Source organism: Methylobacterium sp. CB376 (assembly GCF_029714205.1).
Lineage (GTDB): Bacteria > Pseudomonadota > Alphaproteobacteria > Rhizobiales > Beijerinckiaceae > Methylobacterium.
Window position 1 is genome coordinate 660,200 of sequence record NZ_CP121648.1, and the last position, 16,070, is coordinate 676,269.

The 16,070-nt window shown below is 73.5% G+C and carries 12 protein-coding genes; 9 read left to right on the plus strand and 3 right to left on the minus strand.

The window, feature by feature from the left end; genetic code table 11:
• Positions 1 to 9 precede the first annotated feature (9 nt).
• A complete protein-coding gene (locus QA634_RS02815) occupies positions 10 to 1,509 on the minus strand; it encodes an amidase (RefSeq protein ID WP_012330534.1) in 1,500 nt (499 codons plus the stop codon).
• Positions 1,510 to 2,062: 553 nt separating this feature from the next.
• Here QA634_RS02815 and QA634_RS02820 point away from each other — a divergent pair.
• From QA634_RS02820 to QA634_RS02835, 4 genes are all read left to right on the plus strand, one after another.
• Positions 2,063 to 4,033 (plus strand): alpha/beta hydrolase domain-containing protein, encoded by a 1,971-nt coding sequence (locus QA634_RS02820; RefSeq protein WP_012330535.1) that lies wholly within the window; start codon positions 2,063 to 2,065, stop codon positions 4,031 to 4,033.
• Positions 4,034 to 4,059: 26 nt separating this feature from the next.
• Positions 4,060 to 5,127: an alpha/beta hydrolase gene (locus tag QA634_RS02825; protein ID WP_012330536.1), complete on the plus strand. Its 1,068-nt coding sequence runs from the start codon at positions 4,060 to 4,062 to the stop codon at positions 5,125 to 5,127.
• Positions 5,128 to 5,174: 47 nt separating this feature from the next.
• Positions 5,175 to 6,452, plus strand: a complete 1,278-nt coding sequence (locus tag QA634_RS02830; RefSeq protein ID WP_012330537.1) for an amidohydrolase family protein — start codon at positions 5,175 to 5,177, stop codon at positions 6,450 to 6,452.
• Positions 6,453 to 6,842: 390 nt separating this feature from the next.
• Positions 6,843 to 7,493: a class I SAM-dependent methyltransferase gene (locus QA634_RS02835; protein WP_012330538.1), complete on the plus strand. Its 651-nt coding sequence runs from the start codon at positions 6,843 to 6,845 to the stop codon at positions 7,491 to 7,493.
• Positions 7,494 to 7,700: 207 nt separating this feature from the next.
• Here QA634_RS02835 and QA634_RS02840 read toward each other — a convergent pair whose 3' ends face one another.
• Positions 7,701 to 9,578: a TRAP transporter large permease gene (locus QA634_RS02840; RefSeq protein WP_012330539.1), complete on the minus strand. Its 1,878-nt coding sequence runs from the start codon at positions 9,576 to 9,578 to the stop codon at positions 7,701 to 7,703.
• Positions 9,575 to 10,609 (minus strand): TRAP transporter substrate-binding protein, encoded by a 1,035-nt coding sequence (locus QA634_RS02845; protein WP_012330540.1) that lies wholly within the window; start codon positions 10,607 to 10,609, stop codon positions 9,575 to 9,577. The genes QA634_RS02840 and QA634_RS02845 overlap by 4 nt, the downstream gene beginning before the upstream one ends.
• A gap of 260 nt (positions 10,610 to 10,869) precedes the next feature.
• Between QA634_RS02845 and QA634_RS02850 the strand changes: the two genes are divergently transcribed.
• From QA634_RS02850 to QA634_RS02870, 5 genes are all read left to right on the plus strand, one after another.
• Positions 10,870 to 11,772, plus strand: a complete 903-nt coding sequence (locus QA634_RS02850; protein ID WP_012330541.1) for a LysR substrate-binding domain-containing protein — start codon at positions 10,870 to 10,872, stop codon at positions 11,770 to 11,772.
• 283 nt (positions 11,773 to 12,055) lie between these two features.
• Positions 12,056 to 13,414: an NAD(P)H-dependent oxidoreductase gene (locus tag QA634_RS02855; protein WP_012330542.1), complete on the plus strand. Its 1,359-nt coding sequence runs from the start codon at positions 12,056 to 12,058 to the stop codon at positions 13,412 to 13,414.
• A 201-nt stretch (positions 13,415 to 13,615) separates the two neighbouring features.
• The gene (locus QA634_RS02860) at positions 13,616 to 13,948 is read left to right on the plus strand and encodes a putative quinol monooxygenase (protein ID WP_012330543.1); all 333 of its coding nucleotides are present in this window, start codon (positions 13,616 to 13,618) and stop codon (positions 13,946 to 13,948) included.
• The gene (locus QA634_RS02865; protein ID WP_012330544.1) at positions 13,945 to 14,838 is read left to right on the plus strand and encodes an NAD(P)-dependent oxidoreductase; all 894 of its coding nucleotides are present in this window, start codon (positions 13,945 to 13,947) and stop codon (positions 14,836 to 14,838) included. Before QA634_RS02860 ends, QA634_RS02865 begins: the two co-directional genes overlap by 4 nt.
• A 591-nt stretch (positions 14,839 to 15,429) precedes the next feature.
• Positions 15,430 to 15,801: a hypothetical protein gene (locus QA634_RS02870; RefSeq protein WP_012330545.1), complete on the plus strand. Its 372-nt coding sequence runs from the start codon at positions 15,430 to 15,432 to the stop codon at positions 15,799 to 15,801.
• Positions 15,802 to 16,070: the final 269 nt, after the last annotated feature.

Below are 16,070 nucleotides of genomic sequence, written 5' to 3' on the forward strand. Positions count from 1 at the left end.
GCGGCCTCCCTACGCGGAGGCGGCGCCGAGCGGGGGCAGGCGATGGCTCCAGGGATGGGCCTGCTCCAGCTCGGCCGCCAGCGCCAGGAGCGTCGCCTCCTCGCCGACGCGGCCGACGGCCTGGACGCCGACCGGAAGGCCGTCGGGCGTCCAGTGCAGCGGCAGGCTCGCCGCCGGCTGACCGGTCATGTTCCAGACCGGCGTGAACGGGATGAAGCGGAAGGCGCGCTCGGCCGCCTGGCGCAGGAGGGGCCCGTAGCGCAGGTAGCGGCCGACCCCGAGGCGGGCCGCCAGCGCCTCCAGGACGGCGTCGAGGCCCCTCGACCGCAGGTCGCCGTGCCTCACCGGCGGGCTGGCCAGGGTGGGCGTCAGCAGCACGTCGCAGCTGTCGAAGAAGCTGGCGATCCGGCGGCTGGTCCGGTGCAGCCGCTCCAGGGCGAGGGAGAGTTCGGCCGCCGAGAAGCCGTGTCCGAGCGCGCGGCAGAGCCAGGTGCTCTCCTCGACCTCGGCGCGCCGGGCCCGGTGCCCGGTCGTCTCCTCCGCGAAGGTGAATTCCTGCGCCACGGCGGCGAGGAAGACGGTCAGGAACCAGTCGAAATACGCGTCCGGGATCCGGGGGGCCGCCTCCACGACCGCGTGGCCGAGCGCGGCGCAGAGTCCGGCCGCGTCCTCGACGGCCTGCCGGCATTCCGGATCGACGGGCGCCCCGTTGGGCGCCTGCGAGGACCAGGCGATCCGCAACCGCTCCGGGGGGCGCGCGGCGGCGGCGGCGAAGGACTGGCCGGGCCGCGCGAGCGCGCAGGGCGCGCCCGGATCGGGGCCCGCCACGGCGTCGAGCAGCCGTGCGCTGTCGCGGACGCTGCGGGTGAGCACGTGCCCGACCGCCGCGCCGTGCCAGCCCTCGCCCAGATAGGGGCCGTTCGGGGTTCGCCCGCGGCTGGGCTTGAGCCCGAACAGCCCGCAGCAGGAGGCGGGGATCCGGATCGACCCGCCCCCGTCCGTCGCGTGGGCCATGGGCACGCTGCGGGCCGCCACGTGGGCGGCCGATCCGCCGGAGGAGCCGCCGGCGGTGCGGTCGAGGGCCCACGGATTGCGGGCGGGCCCGAGGTGGCGCGGCTCGGTCACGGGCGTCAGGGAGAGTTCCGGCACCTTCGTGCTGCCGAGGATGATCAGCCCCGCGGCCCTGAAGCGCCGCACCATCTCGCTGTCCCGCGGCGGCACCCATCCGCGCCAGATGCGGCTGCCGTTGTGGTAGGGCAGGCCCGCCGCCACGTGCATGTTGTCCTTGAGGAGGAACGGCACGCCCGCGAAGGGGCCGCCGACGGGCTCCCGGGCCGCCCGGCGGGCCTGGTCGAGCGCCCACTCGGTCATGCCGGCGAGGTGGGGCTCGACCTGCTCCAGCCGCGCGATCGCGGCCTCGACGAGTTCGGCCGGACCGACCTGCCGCCGCCGCACCAGGTCGGCGAGCGCCGTGGCGTCGAGACCGGGATAATCCTCGCCGAGGCTCATGGGCCGCCCCCGGTCCCGGCTCCGCGACGGGCTCGGTCCTGTCCGGATCCGCGCGGGTGCGGAGAGGCCCGCGCCGTCCCCGGAGAGGATGGGCTGCGCTCCCCGCCGTCAAGGGGCGGCGCGGAGCTTCGCCGCCCGTCGTGGCGCGCGGATCCGGGTCGGGGACCGGTGAGGACCGCCCGGACCCTGGACCGCGGGGCCCCGGTGCCCCGCGAGCCGTCGCGCCCTCGCCAGGAGCGCGCCGCGACGCGCGGATGAGCCGCGGCGCGGCACCCGTCCAAGATCCGTCGCGAGCACCGTCTCTCGATGCAGGGGTCCGACCCGGATCATTTGTTCGCTGATTGGCCGCCCCTTGTTGGCTGCGCGCGGGCGGTTCCGGCGGCGCGGCCGAACGCTCTGTTCACGATTGTCTTGCGGCGCCGCATCGCGCGCCGTCGATCCTGATCGTCCCTTGCATCGCGAAATGAACCTCGTGGATCTCGACGGGCGAGAGACCGCGTGTAAGATCCGGATCAACAGCGCAGCTTGACGCTGGTCGGGTGAGGAAACTGAAATGTGGAAGGTCGCGACCGCATTGCTGGGTGCGTTCGTCTGTGGACATTGGGCTCAACCGGCCCAGGCCCGGATCACCGCGATCGAGGTCAGGACGGTCGAGCCCTTCGCGGAGGGGCAGAGCTTCGGCGAGAGCGGCCCTTACGAGCGCGTCATCGGCACGGCGCGCGGCGAGCTGGATCCGGCCGATCCGCGCAATGCCGGGATCGCCGACATCGCCCTGGCGCCCCGCAACGCGCGCGGCCTCGTGGAGTATCGGACCGACTTCTTCATGCTGCGGCCGAGCGATCCGGCCCGCGGCAGCGGCACGCTCCTGTACGAGGTCGTCAACCGCGGCAGGAAGTTCCTGTTCAACTGGGTGCTCGACGCGCCGCCCCAGGGCGCCCAGGCGGTCAACGATCCCCGCACGCTGCAGGATGCGGGCACGGCGCTCGTCCTGCGGCGCGGCGACACCATCGTGTGGTCGGGATGGGAGGCCGATGCCCTGCGCCAGCAGGGCGGGATGGCGATCGACGTCCCGGTCGCGACCCGCGGCGGCAAGCCCATCGTCGAGACGGTCCGCGACGAACTCGTGAGCGCCACCCGCGGCCCGCCCGAGGCGCCGTTCCTCCTCACCTTCAAGGCGGCCTCCCTCGACAGGGCCGGAGCGAGCCTGACGGTGCGCCGCCGCGAGGCGGACGCGCCGCGCCCGGTCCCGGAGAGCGCCTGGACCCTGGCCTCGGCCGGCGAGCTGCGGCTCCTGCCCGAGGGGCTGAAGCCCGAGCCCGGGACCCTCTATGAGTTCACCTACCGGGCCATCAACCCGAAGGTGCTCGGCCTCGGCTTCGCCGCCACCCGGGACGTGGTGGCCTTCCTGCGCGGGCCGCAGGCCGCGCCCGCCAACCCGGCGGGCGGCGCGGTCAAGCACGCCGTCGCGCTCGGGATCTCGCAGAGCGGGCGCTTCCTGCGCGACTTCATCCGGCAGGGCTTCAACCAGGACGAGGAGGGGCGGCGCGTCTTCGACGGCATGCTCCTGCACATCTCCGGCGTCGGCGGCGTCTTCCTGAACGCCCGCTTCGGCCAGCCCTCGCGCACCAACACCCAGCACGAGGACCATCTCTACCCCGAGAACACGTTCCCGTTCTCGGCCGCCGCGATGCGCGACCCGGTCACCGGCCTGTCCGGCGCGCTGCTGCGCGGAGACGGCTTCGACCCGCTGCTGATGGAGGTGAACACCTCCACCGAGTACTGGCAGAAGGGCGCCTCCCTCCTCACCACGGACCCGCTCGGGCGGGCCGATGCGGCGCTGCCCGCGACGGCGCGGGCCTACCTCGTGTCCAGCGGCTTCCACTACGGGCGGGCCGGCCTGACCTCGACCCGGGGGCCCTGCGCGCTGCCTCGCAGCACGCTCAACCCCGCCCCGGCCCTGCGGGCGCTGCTCGTGGCCCTGGAGGAGTGGGTGACGACGGGCGCCGCGCCTCCGGAGAGCCGGGTGCCGCGCCTCTCCGACGGCACCCTGGTGCCCGCCGAGGATGCCGGCTTCCCCTACATCCCGGGCATGCGCGTGCCGGAGGCGCCGAACGCCATCGCGCGGTTCTCGACCTACGTCGATCCGCGCCCGGAGAGCGGCCCGCAATACCGGCCCCTCGTCCCGAAGACCGACGCGGACGGGCACGACGTGGCCGGCATCCGCCTGCCGGAGGTCGCCGCGCCGCGCGCCACCTTCACGGGCTGGAACCTCTACGCGGAGCCCTTCCCGGGCGGGGAATTGTGCGACCGGGAGGGCAGCCGGATCCTCCTCGCGCGCAGCCGCGCCGAGCGGCAGGCGTCCGGCGATCCCCGCCCCTCCCTGGAGGAGCGCTACGCCGAGGCCGGAGCCTATCTCGACCGGGTGAGGCGGGCGGCGGACGCCCTCGTCGCCGAGCGGCTCCTCCTGCGGGAGGATGCCGAGCGCCTCGTCGAGGCGGCCCGCGCGGCGGACGGCCAACCCTGATCGGAGCCGACAGCAGGAGATCCCCCATGACCGTCCGTTCGCGTCGCTTCCCCCGCCCGGGCGGCCTCCTCGCGGGGGCCCTCGCGGGCGCCCTCGCGGCCGGCGCCGCCGCCCAGGAGCCGCCCCCCCTCCAGGTCCCGGCCAAGTCCGTGCCGGTGCCCGCCGACGTCAGCCCGCAGCTGGCGAAGATCATCGGGGCGCCGCTGCGCACCAACTGGAACATCCATCCGCGGACCGGCGAGGAGTGGAAGCCGGTGGCCGAGGCGGGCGCGGCCGCGCTCGGCAAGCTCGTGCCCGGCATGCTCGAACGCCTGCACGTGAAGGTCGAGCGCACCACCATCGACGGGGTGCGCGCCTTCATCCTGACGCCCGAGACGATCCCGCCGGAGAATCGCGACCGCCTGCTCGTGCACGTCCATGGCGGCTGCTACGTGCTCAACCCCGGCGAGGCGGGCCTGCCGGAGGCGATCTTCATGGCCGGCTTCGGCCGCTTCAAGGTGATCTCGGTCGATTACCGCATGCCGCCCGAGGCCTACTACCCGGCCGCGCACGACGACGCCATGACCGTCTGGCGGGCGGCGACCCGGATGGCCGACCCGAGGAAGATGGGGATCTTCGGCACCTCGGCGGGCGGCGCGCTCACCCTGGCGATGGTGCTGCGCGCCAAGCAGGAGGGCGTGCCCCTGCCGGCCGCGATCGCCCCCGGCACCCCGATGTCGGACACCACGAAGGTCGGCGACAGCTTCGTCACCAACGCCATGCTCGACAACGTGCTGGTCTCGCCCGACGGCTTCTGCGACGACGGCGCCAAGGTCTACGCCGCCGGGCACGACCTCAAGGACCCGATGCTCTCCCCGGTCTACGGGGACATGCACGGCTTCCCGCCGACCATCCTGACCACCGGCACGCGCGACCTCCTGCTCTCGAACACGGTCCGGGTGCACCGGAAGCTCAGGGATGCGGGCGTCGAGGCGTATCTCCAGGTCGGCGAGGGCCAGTCGCACGCCCACTACATCCGCGACGACACCGCCCCGGAGACCCGCAAGGTCTTCGAGGAGATCGCGTGGTTCTTCGACAGGCACCTGGGCAAGTAGCGATCGGAAGACGTGACGCCGGCTGGGCGGCACGCAGGGAGGGCACCATGAGCGACGTGACACGTCGGACCTGGCTCGGCGGCCTGTCCGCCGCCGGCATCCTGGCGGCGGCGGGGGCGAGGGGCGCGATCGGGCCCAACGACAAGTTCGACCTCGTGATCAAGGGCGGCGAGGTCGTCGATCCGAGCCAGTCCCTGCGCGCCAAGCGCGACGTCGGCATCCGCTTCGGCGTGATCGAGGCGCTCGACCCCGAGATCCCGGCCGCGCGCGCGCAGCGCGTGCTCGACGCCTCGGGCAAGCTCGTCCTGCCGGGACTGGTCGATCTCCACGCCCACACCTACCCGTACGGGTCGGCCATCGGCATCCCGGCGGACGAGACCGTGCCGTTCTCCGGGGTGACCACGGTGGTCTCGGCCGGCGACGCGGGCGCCAACAACCTCGCGGCCCTGCGCCGGCACATCGCCGCCCAGACCCGCACGCGGATGTTCGCCTTCGTGCACATCGCCAACAATGGCCTCTCGGCCTTTCCGGTCGCCGAACTCTACAACATCGACAATGCCCAGGTGGAGGCCTGCGCCCTGGCCCTGGCGGAGAACCCGGACTTCGTCATCGGCGTGAAGGTGCGGATGTCCGAGAACGTCATCTTCAAGCACGGTGCCGAGCCGCTGCGGCGGGCCATTCAGGCCTGCGAGATGTCCGGGCGCCCCGCCAAGATCATGGTCCATATCGGCGGCGTCGAGACCGCCGCGCTCATGAGCCAGATCCTGGACCTGCTGCGGCCCGGCGACATCCTCACGCATTGCTATTCGGGGGCGCCGAACCTCGCCGGCCAGTTCACGAACATCGTGCAGGACGGGAAGCTGCTGCCCGCCGCCCTGGAGGCGAAGCGGCGCGGCGTGATCTTCGACATCGGCCACGGCGGCGGCAGCTTCGACTTCACGGTGGCCGAGGCCGCGATCGCCCAGGGGGCGCCGCCGGACACGATCTCGTCCGACCTGCACGTGGTCTCGGGCAACACGCCGGGCATGCCGTTCCTGCCCTGGGTGATGAGCAAGTTCCTGCCGCTCGGCTTCAGCCCGGAGCAGGTCGTCGCGATGGCGACCTCCGCCCCCGCCCGGGTGATCGATCGCGGCCCCAAGCTCGGCACCCTCCAGGTCGGCGCGCCCGGCGACGTGTCGGTGATGGAGTGGGTGGAGGGGCCCGTGACGTTCGTCGACACCCGCGGCAACACCCGCGGCGGGACCGCCTTCCTCAAGCCGGTGCAGACGGTGAACACCGGCGTGGTGTTCGGGCGACCGTTCCAGGCGCCCTTCGCCGTGCGCTAGCGCGGAACGCCCGCGCGCGGGACGACCGGGTGTGGGGAGGGGTGGGCCATCGCCCTGTGGACGCTCCACCCCTCGCGGCGGCTCAGCGCCCGCGTCTGCCCACTCCTCGACTACCTGAAGGGGACTTCCCCACCGGGGCGCCGGACGAACCGACCGCCTCCGCGGGTGGGCCGCGGCGCGCTCACCCTCGATCCCGCGCGGATCGGGGGCGGCCTGCCGGCAGGGCGGGAGAACGCGGCGCTGCGCGGGCCAGCCGCCCCGCCACCGCCGCCCCTCCCGGCCTCGGGGCGGATCATCGGCATTCGGCGCGATCCGTGCTATGTCCGACGGACGTCCCTCGCATGCCCCGACACGACCATCGGGCGCGGCCACGCGCGGCAGGAGGAACGGATGGGCTTCTACGAGCGGCATGTCGGTCCCCGCCTCGTGCGGTGTGCGTGCGCGATGGCCAATGTGAGTGCCGAGCGCGAGAAGATCGTGCCGCGTGCCGCCGGCACGGTGCTGGAGGTCGGGTTCGGCCCGGGCCTGAACCTTCCCTTCTACGACCCTGCGCGTGTCTCGCGCGTGATCGGCGTCGATCCGAACGAGGCGTTCCTGAAGCTCGGCGCGGCGCGGCGGCGGGCGGCCAAGATCCCGGTCGAGATCCGGACCGCGCCGGCGGAGAGCCTGCCGCTGGAGGACGCTTGCGTTGACACGGCCGTGATCACCTACACGCTCTGTTCCGTGCATGATCCGATGAGGAGCCTGTCGGAAGTGCGCCGCGTCCTCCGTCCCGGCGGCCGAGCCCTGTTCCTGGAGCACGGGCTGTCGCGCGACCCGAAGGTCGCCCGCTGGCAGTCCAGGCTGAACCCGCTCTGGCGAGCGGTGGCGGTCGGCTGCAATCTCATCCGGCCGGTGGCCGCCTCGTTCCGAGCGGCCGGCTTCGCGCTGACCGAACTGGAGGAGTACTACCTGCCGGGGACGCCCAAGCCGCTGAGCTATTTCAGCCGCGGCGTCGCTCACGCCGTCCAGGGCGGGCCCGCTTCCGGCGGGGGGCCGTGACCGGCCGGAGCTGAGCCGCGCCGGAACGGTGCGGGCACCGGGGCGGCCCGGCCGAAAGCCCGCTCCCCCCGTCACCGCCCAACCGCGGCGGAGCGCGTCCGCCCCCGCCCGGTCGTCGGGGCGGATCCGGCCCGGACAGGTCCGCGGCCCCGTTCCAGTCCCGGCATTCCGGCGGGGTGGTCGCGCCCGGCAAGGGCGCGCCAGCCCTCAGAGGAACCCGGTCGAGAACCAGGGCACGAAGGTGAGCACGAGCAGGCCGAGGAACAGGGCCCCGAGATAGATCCAGATCCGGCGCATCCCGGATTCCGGCGAGACCTGCCCGATGATGCAGGCCGCGTAGTAGCAGAGGCCGAAGGGCGGCGCGAACAGCCCCAGGCCCATGGCGAGGATGACCACCATGGCGTAGTGCACCTCGTGGATCCCGAACTGGTGCGCGATCGGGAAGAGGAGCGGCCCGAACAGCACGATGGCCGGGATGCCCTCCAGCAGGCTTCCGAGCACCATGAAGGCCACGACCGAGATCAGCAGGAAGCCGACCTGCCCGCCGGGGACCGCGGCCATCGCCCGGGCGAGGTCGTGCGAGAAGCCCGATTGCGTGAGCGCCCAGGCCATCGCGCTCGCCGCCCCGACGATGAACAGGATCGCGCCCGAGAGCGAGGCCGTGCGGGCCAGCATCGGCAGCACCGCCCGCCAGCGCAGGCCGCCCCGGTAGACGAGGAGGCCGAGCACCAGCGAGTAGGCGATGCCGATGGTCGAGACCTCGGTGGCCGTCGCGATCCCCTCCACCACGGCGGTGCGGATCAGGAACGGCAGCAGGAGGGCCGGCAGCGCCGCCAGCAGGGTGCGGCCCACCACCGAGGCGGGCGCGCGCGCCACCCGGACCGCGTCCTCCTCCCGGCCCGCCCGGTAGCGGGCGACGGCCGCCAGCACGAGGGCGAGGACCAGGGCGGGCAGGATGCCGGCCGTGAACAGGGCGGCGATCGACACGCCGGTGACCGAGGCGATGGCGATGAGCACGATCGAGGGCGGGATCGTCTCGCTCATCGCGCCGGAGGCCGCGAGCAGCGAGAGCAGCTCGCCGTCCTTCATGCCGCGCCGGCGCATCTCGGGAAACAGCACCGGGGCGACCGCCGCCATGTCGGCCGTCTTCGAGCCGGAGATGCCGGAGACGAGCAGCATCGCGCCGAGGAGCACGTAGGACATGCCCGCCCGCACGTGGCCGAGCAGCGAGGCCAGGAAGGCCACCATCACCCGCGCCATCCCGGTCGCCTCGACGAGCTGCCCGAGCAGCACGAAGAGCGGGATGGCGAGCAGGATCAGGCCGCTCATGCCCTCGTCCATCCGCCCGACCACGATGGTGAGCGGCGTCGAGGTGACGGTCAGCAGGTAGGCCGAGGTCGCGAGCGCGAACGAGAACGCGATCGGCACGCCCGCCAGGATGCCGAGGCCGAGGAGCCCGATGAAGAACACCACGAGGGCCCAGTTGCCGAGATCCGTCAGGAGCGGGGCGCCGAGGGCGAGGAGCCCGGCCAGCCCCGCGAGGACGAGCCCGACCCCGAGGAGGTCGGCGATCCCGTGGCGGGCGAGGCGCAGCGAGCAGCCGAGCAGCGCGGCCACGAAGCCGACCGGCACCGCGAGCGCCCGCACCGTCCCGGGCCAGCCGAGGGCCGGCGTCTCCACGAAGGACTGGTCCTCCGTGTAGTCGGAGGCGGCGCGGAGCAGGAGGACCAGGAAGACGAAGACCGTCCCGACCGCCAGCGCCTCGCACCAGGCCTGCGCCCGCGGCGGGAGCTTGCCGACCACGAAGGTGAGCCGCATGTGCTCGCCGCGCTGGATCGCCACGACGCTGCCCAGCATGGCGAGCCAGAGGAACAGGATCGAGGCGAGTTCGTCGCTCCAGATGATCGGGTGCCCGAGCGCCCGCGCGACGATGCCGGCGAACAGGATCGCCACCTCGGCGGCCACCAGGAGGGCGGCCGGTCCCTCGACGGCCGCGCGCAGGACGCGGTCGGCGAGGGAGAGCCAGTCGGAATGGGGGACGGGGAGCGCGTCGGCGCGGCCCGGCATGTCGGCCGCCGCGCTCATGCGAGCGCCCCCGTCACGGATTCGAGCGCCTTCCAGGCCTCGGGGCCGAACTTCTCCTTCCAGTCGCGGTAGAAGCCGGCCTGGGTGAGGCTGCGGCGGAACGCGTCCTTGTCGGCGGCCTCGAAGACCAGGCCCTTGGCGACGAGCTGGGTCTTGAGCGTGCCGTTCAGCCGCGCCACGTCCTCGCGCTGCTCCTGCGCGGCCCGGTCGAGCTCGCGCCGCACGATCTCCTGCAGCGGCTCCGGCAGCCGGCCGAAGGCCCGCCGGTTCGCCACGATCCAGAACGGGTCCCAGATGTGGTTGGTCTCGGAGACGTATTTCTGGACCTCGTAGAGCTTGCCGGCGTCGATCGCCACCAGCCCGTTCTCCTGACCGTCGACGAGCCGGGTCTGCAGCGCGGTGTAGAGCTCGTTGAAGTTGATCGAGGTCGGGCTCGCCCCGAGCGCCGAGAACAGCGAGGTGAAGATCGGCGAGACCGGCACGCGGATGCGGTAGCCCTTGAGGTCGTCGGGCGTCCTGATCGGCTTCGAGGCCGAGGTGATCTGCCGGAAGCTGTTGTCCGCGGCCTTGGCGGCGACGAGGAGACCGGCCTTCTCGATCTGGGTGCGGACGTACTGGCCGATCGGACCGTCCGCCCCGCGCCACGCCTGGTCGTAATCCGCGAAGGCGAAGCCCACGTTGGTGATCGCCGCCCCCGCCGCGACGGTCGAGATCACCGAGCCGGCGATGTTGAGGAACTCGATCCCGCCCGAGCGCACCTGCGTGATCAGGTCGGTGTCGGAGCCGAGCTGGCTCGCGGGGAAGAACTTCAGTTCCAGGCGCCCGCCGGAGGCCTCGCGGATCCGCTGCGTCGCCTGGTCGAGGCGGGCGTTGATCGGCTGGGTGAGGGATTGGCCGGTCGCGAGCTTGTAGGTGAACTCGGCCGCGCGCGCCGGCCGGGTGCGGATCGCGACCAGCGGGACGGCGGCGGCCGCGGTCAGCAGGCTGCGGCGCGAGAGGCCGCCCTTCGGCTTGGAATCCGTCTCGGTCATGGTGTTTCCTCCAGCGCGCCGTCATCCGCTCGGTCGCGGTGCGGCATCGTTTCTGTCTGGGTTGCGCCGCGGGTCGGGCGGTGCGGGATCGGGGGGCGGGGCGCCCCGGGCGCGCGTCCCGCGCTCCTCCTCCCTGTCGCTCCTGTCGGCGCCCCGCTCCGGGGCGGCTCTTCTGGTGTCCTGCCCGACACTAGGAAGGGCGTTCATGTAGGACAATCCAGATTGTTTGCGCGTTCATGTAGCGCGGCTAAACTGTCGGCATGCCGGTTCCGCTTCGCGCCATTACGGTCTTCCACGCGGTCGCCCGCTCCGGGAGCATCACCCGGGCGGCGGAGGAGCTCGGGGTGACGCCCTCCGCGGTGAGCCAGCAGATCCAGACCCTGGAGGTCGGCCTCGGCACGGCGCTGATCGGCAAGGCGGGCCGCAACGTCGTCCTGACCGAGGCGGGCGAGCGCTACTTCGAGATGATCGGCGGCGAGATCGACCGGATCATGGAGGCGACGCAGCGCATCCAGGGATTCCGGTCGGTCACCACCCTCACGGTGCGGGCGACGCCGAGCCTCTCGACGAAGTGGCTGCTGCCGCGGCTCGCCCGCTTCCTCGACGCGCATCCCGACCTCGAACTGCGCCTCGACGGGACCAACGAGCCGACCGCCTTCCAGAAGGAGAGCGTGGACATCGAGATCCGCCACGGCACCGGGGGCTGGCCCGGCCTCTACGCGGAGGGGCTGGTAGAGGAGTGCTTCCGGCCCGTCTGCGCGCCCGCCCTCGCCGCACCCGGCAGCCTCGCGCCCGGGGAGCTTCACCGGCACCGGCTCATCCACTCGGTGAAGTCGCAGATGCAGTGGGCGCACTGGTTCAAGCTCGCCGGCACCGCCCCGGCGGCGCGCTGGCGCCGGCTGCTCTTCGACCGCACCCACATGGCGATCGACGCCGCGGCGGGCGGGCTCGGCATCGCGCTCGAGAGCGACCTGATGCTGTGGGACGACCTGCGATCGGGGCGCCTCGCCTGCCCGGTGCGCGACCCGCCGCGCACCGCCCTGGTGACGCAGTGGGTCACCTGCCCGCCCGATCACCTGCGCCTGCGCAAGGTCCAGGCCTTCCTCGACTGGATCCGCCGGGAGCGGGACGAGTGGGCGCGGGCGCGGGCGGAGACTCTTTAGCCGGGCTTCACGGTGGGCTCGGAAATCTGGATTGTCCTACACGAAGCGCGCTTCTAAGCATCATTCGCCGAAGTGGTCACCGGTTCGGCGGCGAAAATGATGCAAGAACAAGAGCTAAGCAGAGTTGCCCCGCGCAACTCCGCTTAGCGTCCGACCGTCACGACCTCGCCGCGCGGCCCCGAGACCCGCCGAGGTTGCAAGAGCGTGGACCGCCGCGCCGACGCCGTCCCGGCCCGCGGGGCGCCGCGGCGACCCGGCACCGGTCCCGCGGAGGAGGAAGCGCATGAACCTGTCCACCCTGCTGCTCGCCCGCGCCTCGGCCGGCCGGCCGGTCCGCGTCGGCCTGATCGGCGCCGGCAAGTTCGGCTCGATGGTGCTGGCCCAGGCCCAGCGCATCGCCGGCCTGCACGTGGTCGGCGTCGCCGACCTCAATGTCGGCCGCGCCCGCGACTCCCTCGCCCGCGTCGGCTGGCCGGAGGAGCGCTACGCCGCCCCGACGCTCGGCGACGCGGTGCGCAGCGGCCGCACCTGCGTGCTCGACGACGCGGCGGCGCTCAGCGCCTGCGACGAGATCGAGTGCATCATCGAGGCGACCGGGCACCCGATCGCCGGCATCCGGCACGCGCTCCAGGCCATCGACGCGGGCAAGCACGTGGTCATGGTCAATGTCGAGGCGGACGTGCTCTGCGGGCCGCTGCTCGCCGAGCGGGCGCGCCGCAAGGGCGTCGTCTACAGCATGGCCTACGGCGACCAGCCCGCCATCATCTGCGAGCTGGTGGATTGGGCCCGCTCCTGCGGCTTCGAACTGACCTCGGCCGGCAAGGGCATGAATTTCGAGCCGCGCTACCGCTACTCCACGCCCGACACCGTCTGGGGCTTCTTCGGCTGGTCCGAGGAGGAGGTGCGCAAGGGCGACTTCAACCCCAAGATGTACAACTCGTTCACGGACGGCACCAAGGCGGCGATCGAGATGGCGGCCGTCGCCAACGGGACCGGACTCGATTGCCCGGACGACGGCCTCGCCTTCCCGCCGACCGGCCTGCACGACCTCGCCCGGGTCTTCCGCCCGGTGGCGGATGGCGGGCGCCTGCCCCGCAGCGGCCTCGTCGACATCGCGGCGAGCCAGGAGCCGGACGGGCGCGAGGTGTTCAACAACATCCGGTACGGCGTCTTCGTCACCTTCAAGGCGACGAGCGAGTACACGCGGGCCTGCTTCCGCCAGTACGGCCTCCTGACCGACCCGTCCGGCTGGTACGGCTCGATGTGGCGGCCCTTCCACATGATCGGGCTGGAGACGAGCGTGAGCGTGCTCTCGGCGGTGCTCCGCCAGGAGCCGACCGGCTGCTCGAAGGAGTTCCGCGGGGACGCGGTGGCGACCGCCAAGCGCGACCTCAAGGCGGGCGAGATGCTCGACGGCGAGGGCGGCTACGCCGTGTGGGCGAACGCCATCCCGGCCGCGAAGAGCCTCGCCCTCGGCGCCCTGCCGATCGGGCTCGCCCACAACGTCGCCCTCAAGCGCCCGGTCGGCAAGGACCAGGTGGTGCGCTTCGACGACGTCGAGCTCGTGAACGACCTCGACGTGGTGGCGCTGCGGCGGCAGATGGAGGACGCCGCCCGGCAGGCTCCCCCGAAGGCCGCCTGAGCCTCCCGCCTCGGGGCGGTCGCCCGCCCCTGCGACGGCGGCGCGGGGCAGGACCCTCCGGCCGGATCGCCCCGCGGTCCGGCGCGCGAGGGGGTCCCGCGCCCAGGCCGGCCCGGGCCGGGCCGGCCGGCGCCCCCGGCCTCGGCCGACCCCGTCCCACCCGTCCGCGCCGCAGAGGCGCCGGACCCGCGCGAGCTGCCGATGACCGAGTCCCCTCCCCGCCCCTTCGTGGTGATCGCCGAGTTCAAGGTCAGGCCAGGCTGCCTGGACGCGTTCCTGGACCTCGCCCGCGAGGATGCCCGCGCCTCGGTCGCGCGCGAGCCCGGCTGCCGCAGCTTCGACGTCGCGGTCGGCGAGAGCGACCCGCAGACCGTGCTGTTCTACGAGGTCTACGACGACCGCGCCGCCTTCGCCGCGCATCTCGAGACCCCGCACCTCGCGCGGTTCCGGGCCGGGTTCCCGGCCCTCGTGGCGGAGGAGCGCCCGGTGCGGTTCCTCGCCCTGGCCTGCGCCGGCGCGCAGGTGTCCCGATGACGTCCGCCGCCACGATCGGCTTCCTCGGCACCGGCCTGATGGGCGCGCCCATGGCGCGCCGCCTCTGCGCGGCCGGCCACGCGGTGCGGGTCTGGAACCGCACCCCCGACAAGGCCGCCGCGCTCGTCGCGGAGGGCGCGCGGGTCGCGCAGGATCCGCGGGACGCCGCGCGCGAGGCCGACGCGGTGATCTGCATGGTGAGTTCCGGCCCGGTCAGCGACGAGGTCCTGCTCGGGCCGGAGGGCGCGCTCGCGGCGATGCGGCCGGGCAGCGTGCTCGCCGTGATGAGCTCGATCCCGGTCGAGACGGCCCGCCGGCAGGCCGGGATCGCCGCCGCGGCCGGCCTCCTCTACGTCGACGCCCCGGTCTCGGGCGGCGAGGCCGGCGCGGTCGCCGGGACGCTCGCCATCATGGCCGGCGGCAGCCCGGACGCCTTCGCCCGGATCCGCCCGATCCTCGCCGCGATGGGGCGGCCGACCCATGTCGGGCCGGCCGGCAGCGGGCAATTGGCCAAGCTCGCCAACCAGGCGATCGTCGCCTCGACGATCGTGACCGTGGCCGAGGCGATCACCTTCGTGGAGCGCGGCGGGGCCGATCCGGCCAAGGTGCGCGAGGCCCTGCTCGGGGGCTTCGCCGACTCGACCATCCTGAAGCAGCACGCGCTGCGGATGATCGAGCGGACCTTCGCGCCCGGAGGCCCGGCCAAGTACCAGCTCAAGGACACGGGCACGGCCCTCGCGCACGCCGCCTCCCTGGGCCTGGATCTGCCGGTGCTGTCGCTGGTGGACCGCCTGTTCGCGGGGCTCGTCGCGCACGGGGATGGCGATCTCGACCACAGCGCGGTGATCCGCGAGATCCGGCGCCGGAACGGCCTGTCGGATCAGGCCTGATCAGAGCCGCGCTCCGGCCGCGGCATCCCGCCGATCCCGGCGACGGGGCCGTCTCGGACGCGGTCCGGGCTGCACGGACCGGAGGACGGCCCGCCGCGGCGGGACCGGGCGGGCCGGGATCGCGGCGCCCGCCGCGCGCCTCGGCCCGGGCGGACGCGCGCAGGAGGGCCGAACGGCTCAGCGCCACCGCGGCGGCAGCGGCTGGGGTGGGGATTGAGCCCGCCCGAGGCGGCGTCGAGATCCGCGTCGGACAGAACCGCCTTCGGGTCGAGCTTCGTCTTGAGCTGCGTGTTGGGCTGCGGCTCAGTCCGCGCCTTGGTCCGCGGCTTCGAGGTCTTGCGCATCGTCGTCTCCCGTCGATCAGGGCGCTTGGCCGAGCGTGACGGTGCCGGAACCGGCCGAGCGCGGCCGTGCCGCGCCGCGCACCGGACGGGACGACGGCCGCCGTTGACGCAGGCGGGGAACAAGAAAGCGCGCGCGGCTTTGCTCGCGACCGATGGAATCCCGGCCCCTCGACCTCGCGGTCATCGCCACCGCGCTCGTCGGCGCCCCCGCCCTCGGCCCCTTCCCTCGCTGAGCGGAGACCAGCTCATGGCCTTCAGGAACGACGTCCCTCCCCACCTCTCCGCGCAGCGCGGCGACGATCCGGCGCCGGTCGATGAGGCGCGCCCCAATCCGGCGATGCTCAAGGGCGACATCGACGCCGGCCGCGCGGGCGACAAGGTCGAGGTGTTCGATCCCGGAATGGCGATGCTGGGCACCTGCGAGGAGGCCGGCGGAAACGCGCTGTCGCCCGTCGACATCGCCCGGGCGCGCCGGGCGGAGACCCGGGAGCGCTGGCGGTGGTCCGGGCGCAAGCCCGGCTACGCCCATCGACGCTCCCCCGTGACCATCGCGTATTTCGGCGGCTTCATCGCGGCGGCCGGGACCGGCATGGCCGGGCTCATCTGGTACCTGAGCTGACCGCGAGGTCCGTCTCGGACGCTCCCGGTCCGAGGCGCCTCGGACGCGGGTCGGATGGCGCTCCCGCCGCGTCGCGCGGATCCGAGCGTCGCTCGAAGCCTTGCCGCGGCATCCCCTGGCACCGGATCCCTTGGCACCGGATCCCTTGGCGCCGGATCCCTTGGCGCCGGATCCCTTGGCGCGGGACTTCTTGGCGCGGGATCCCGCCGCGGCCCGATCGGGCCCCTGCTCCACCGCTCGCCCCGCGTCGACCGCGGTCCTGATGATGC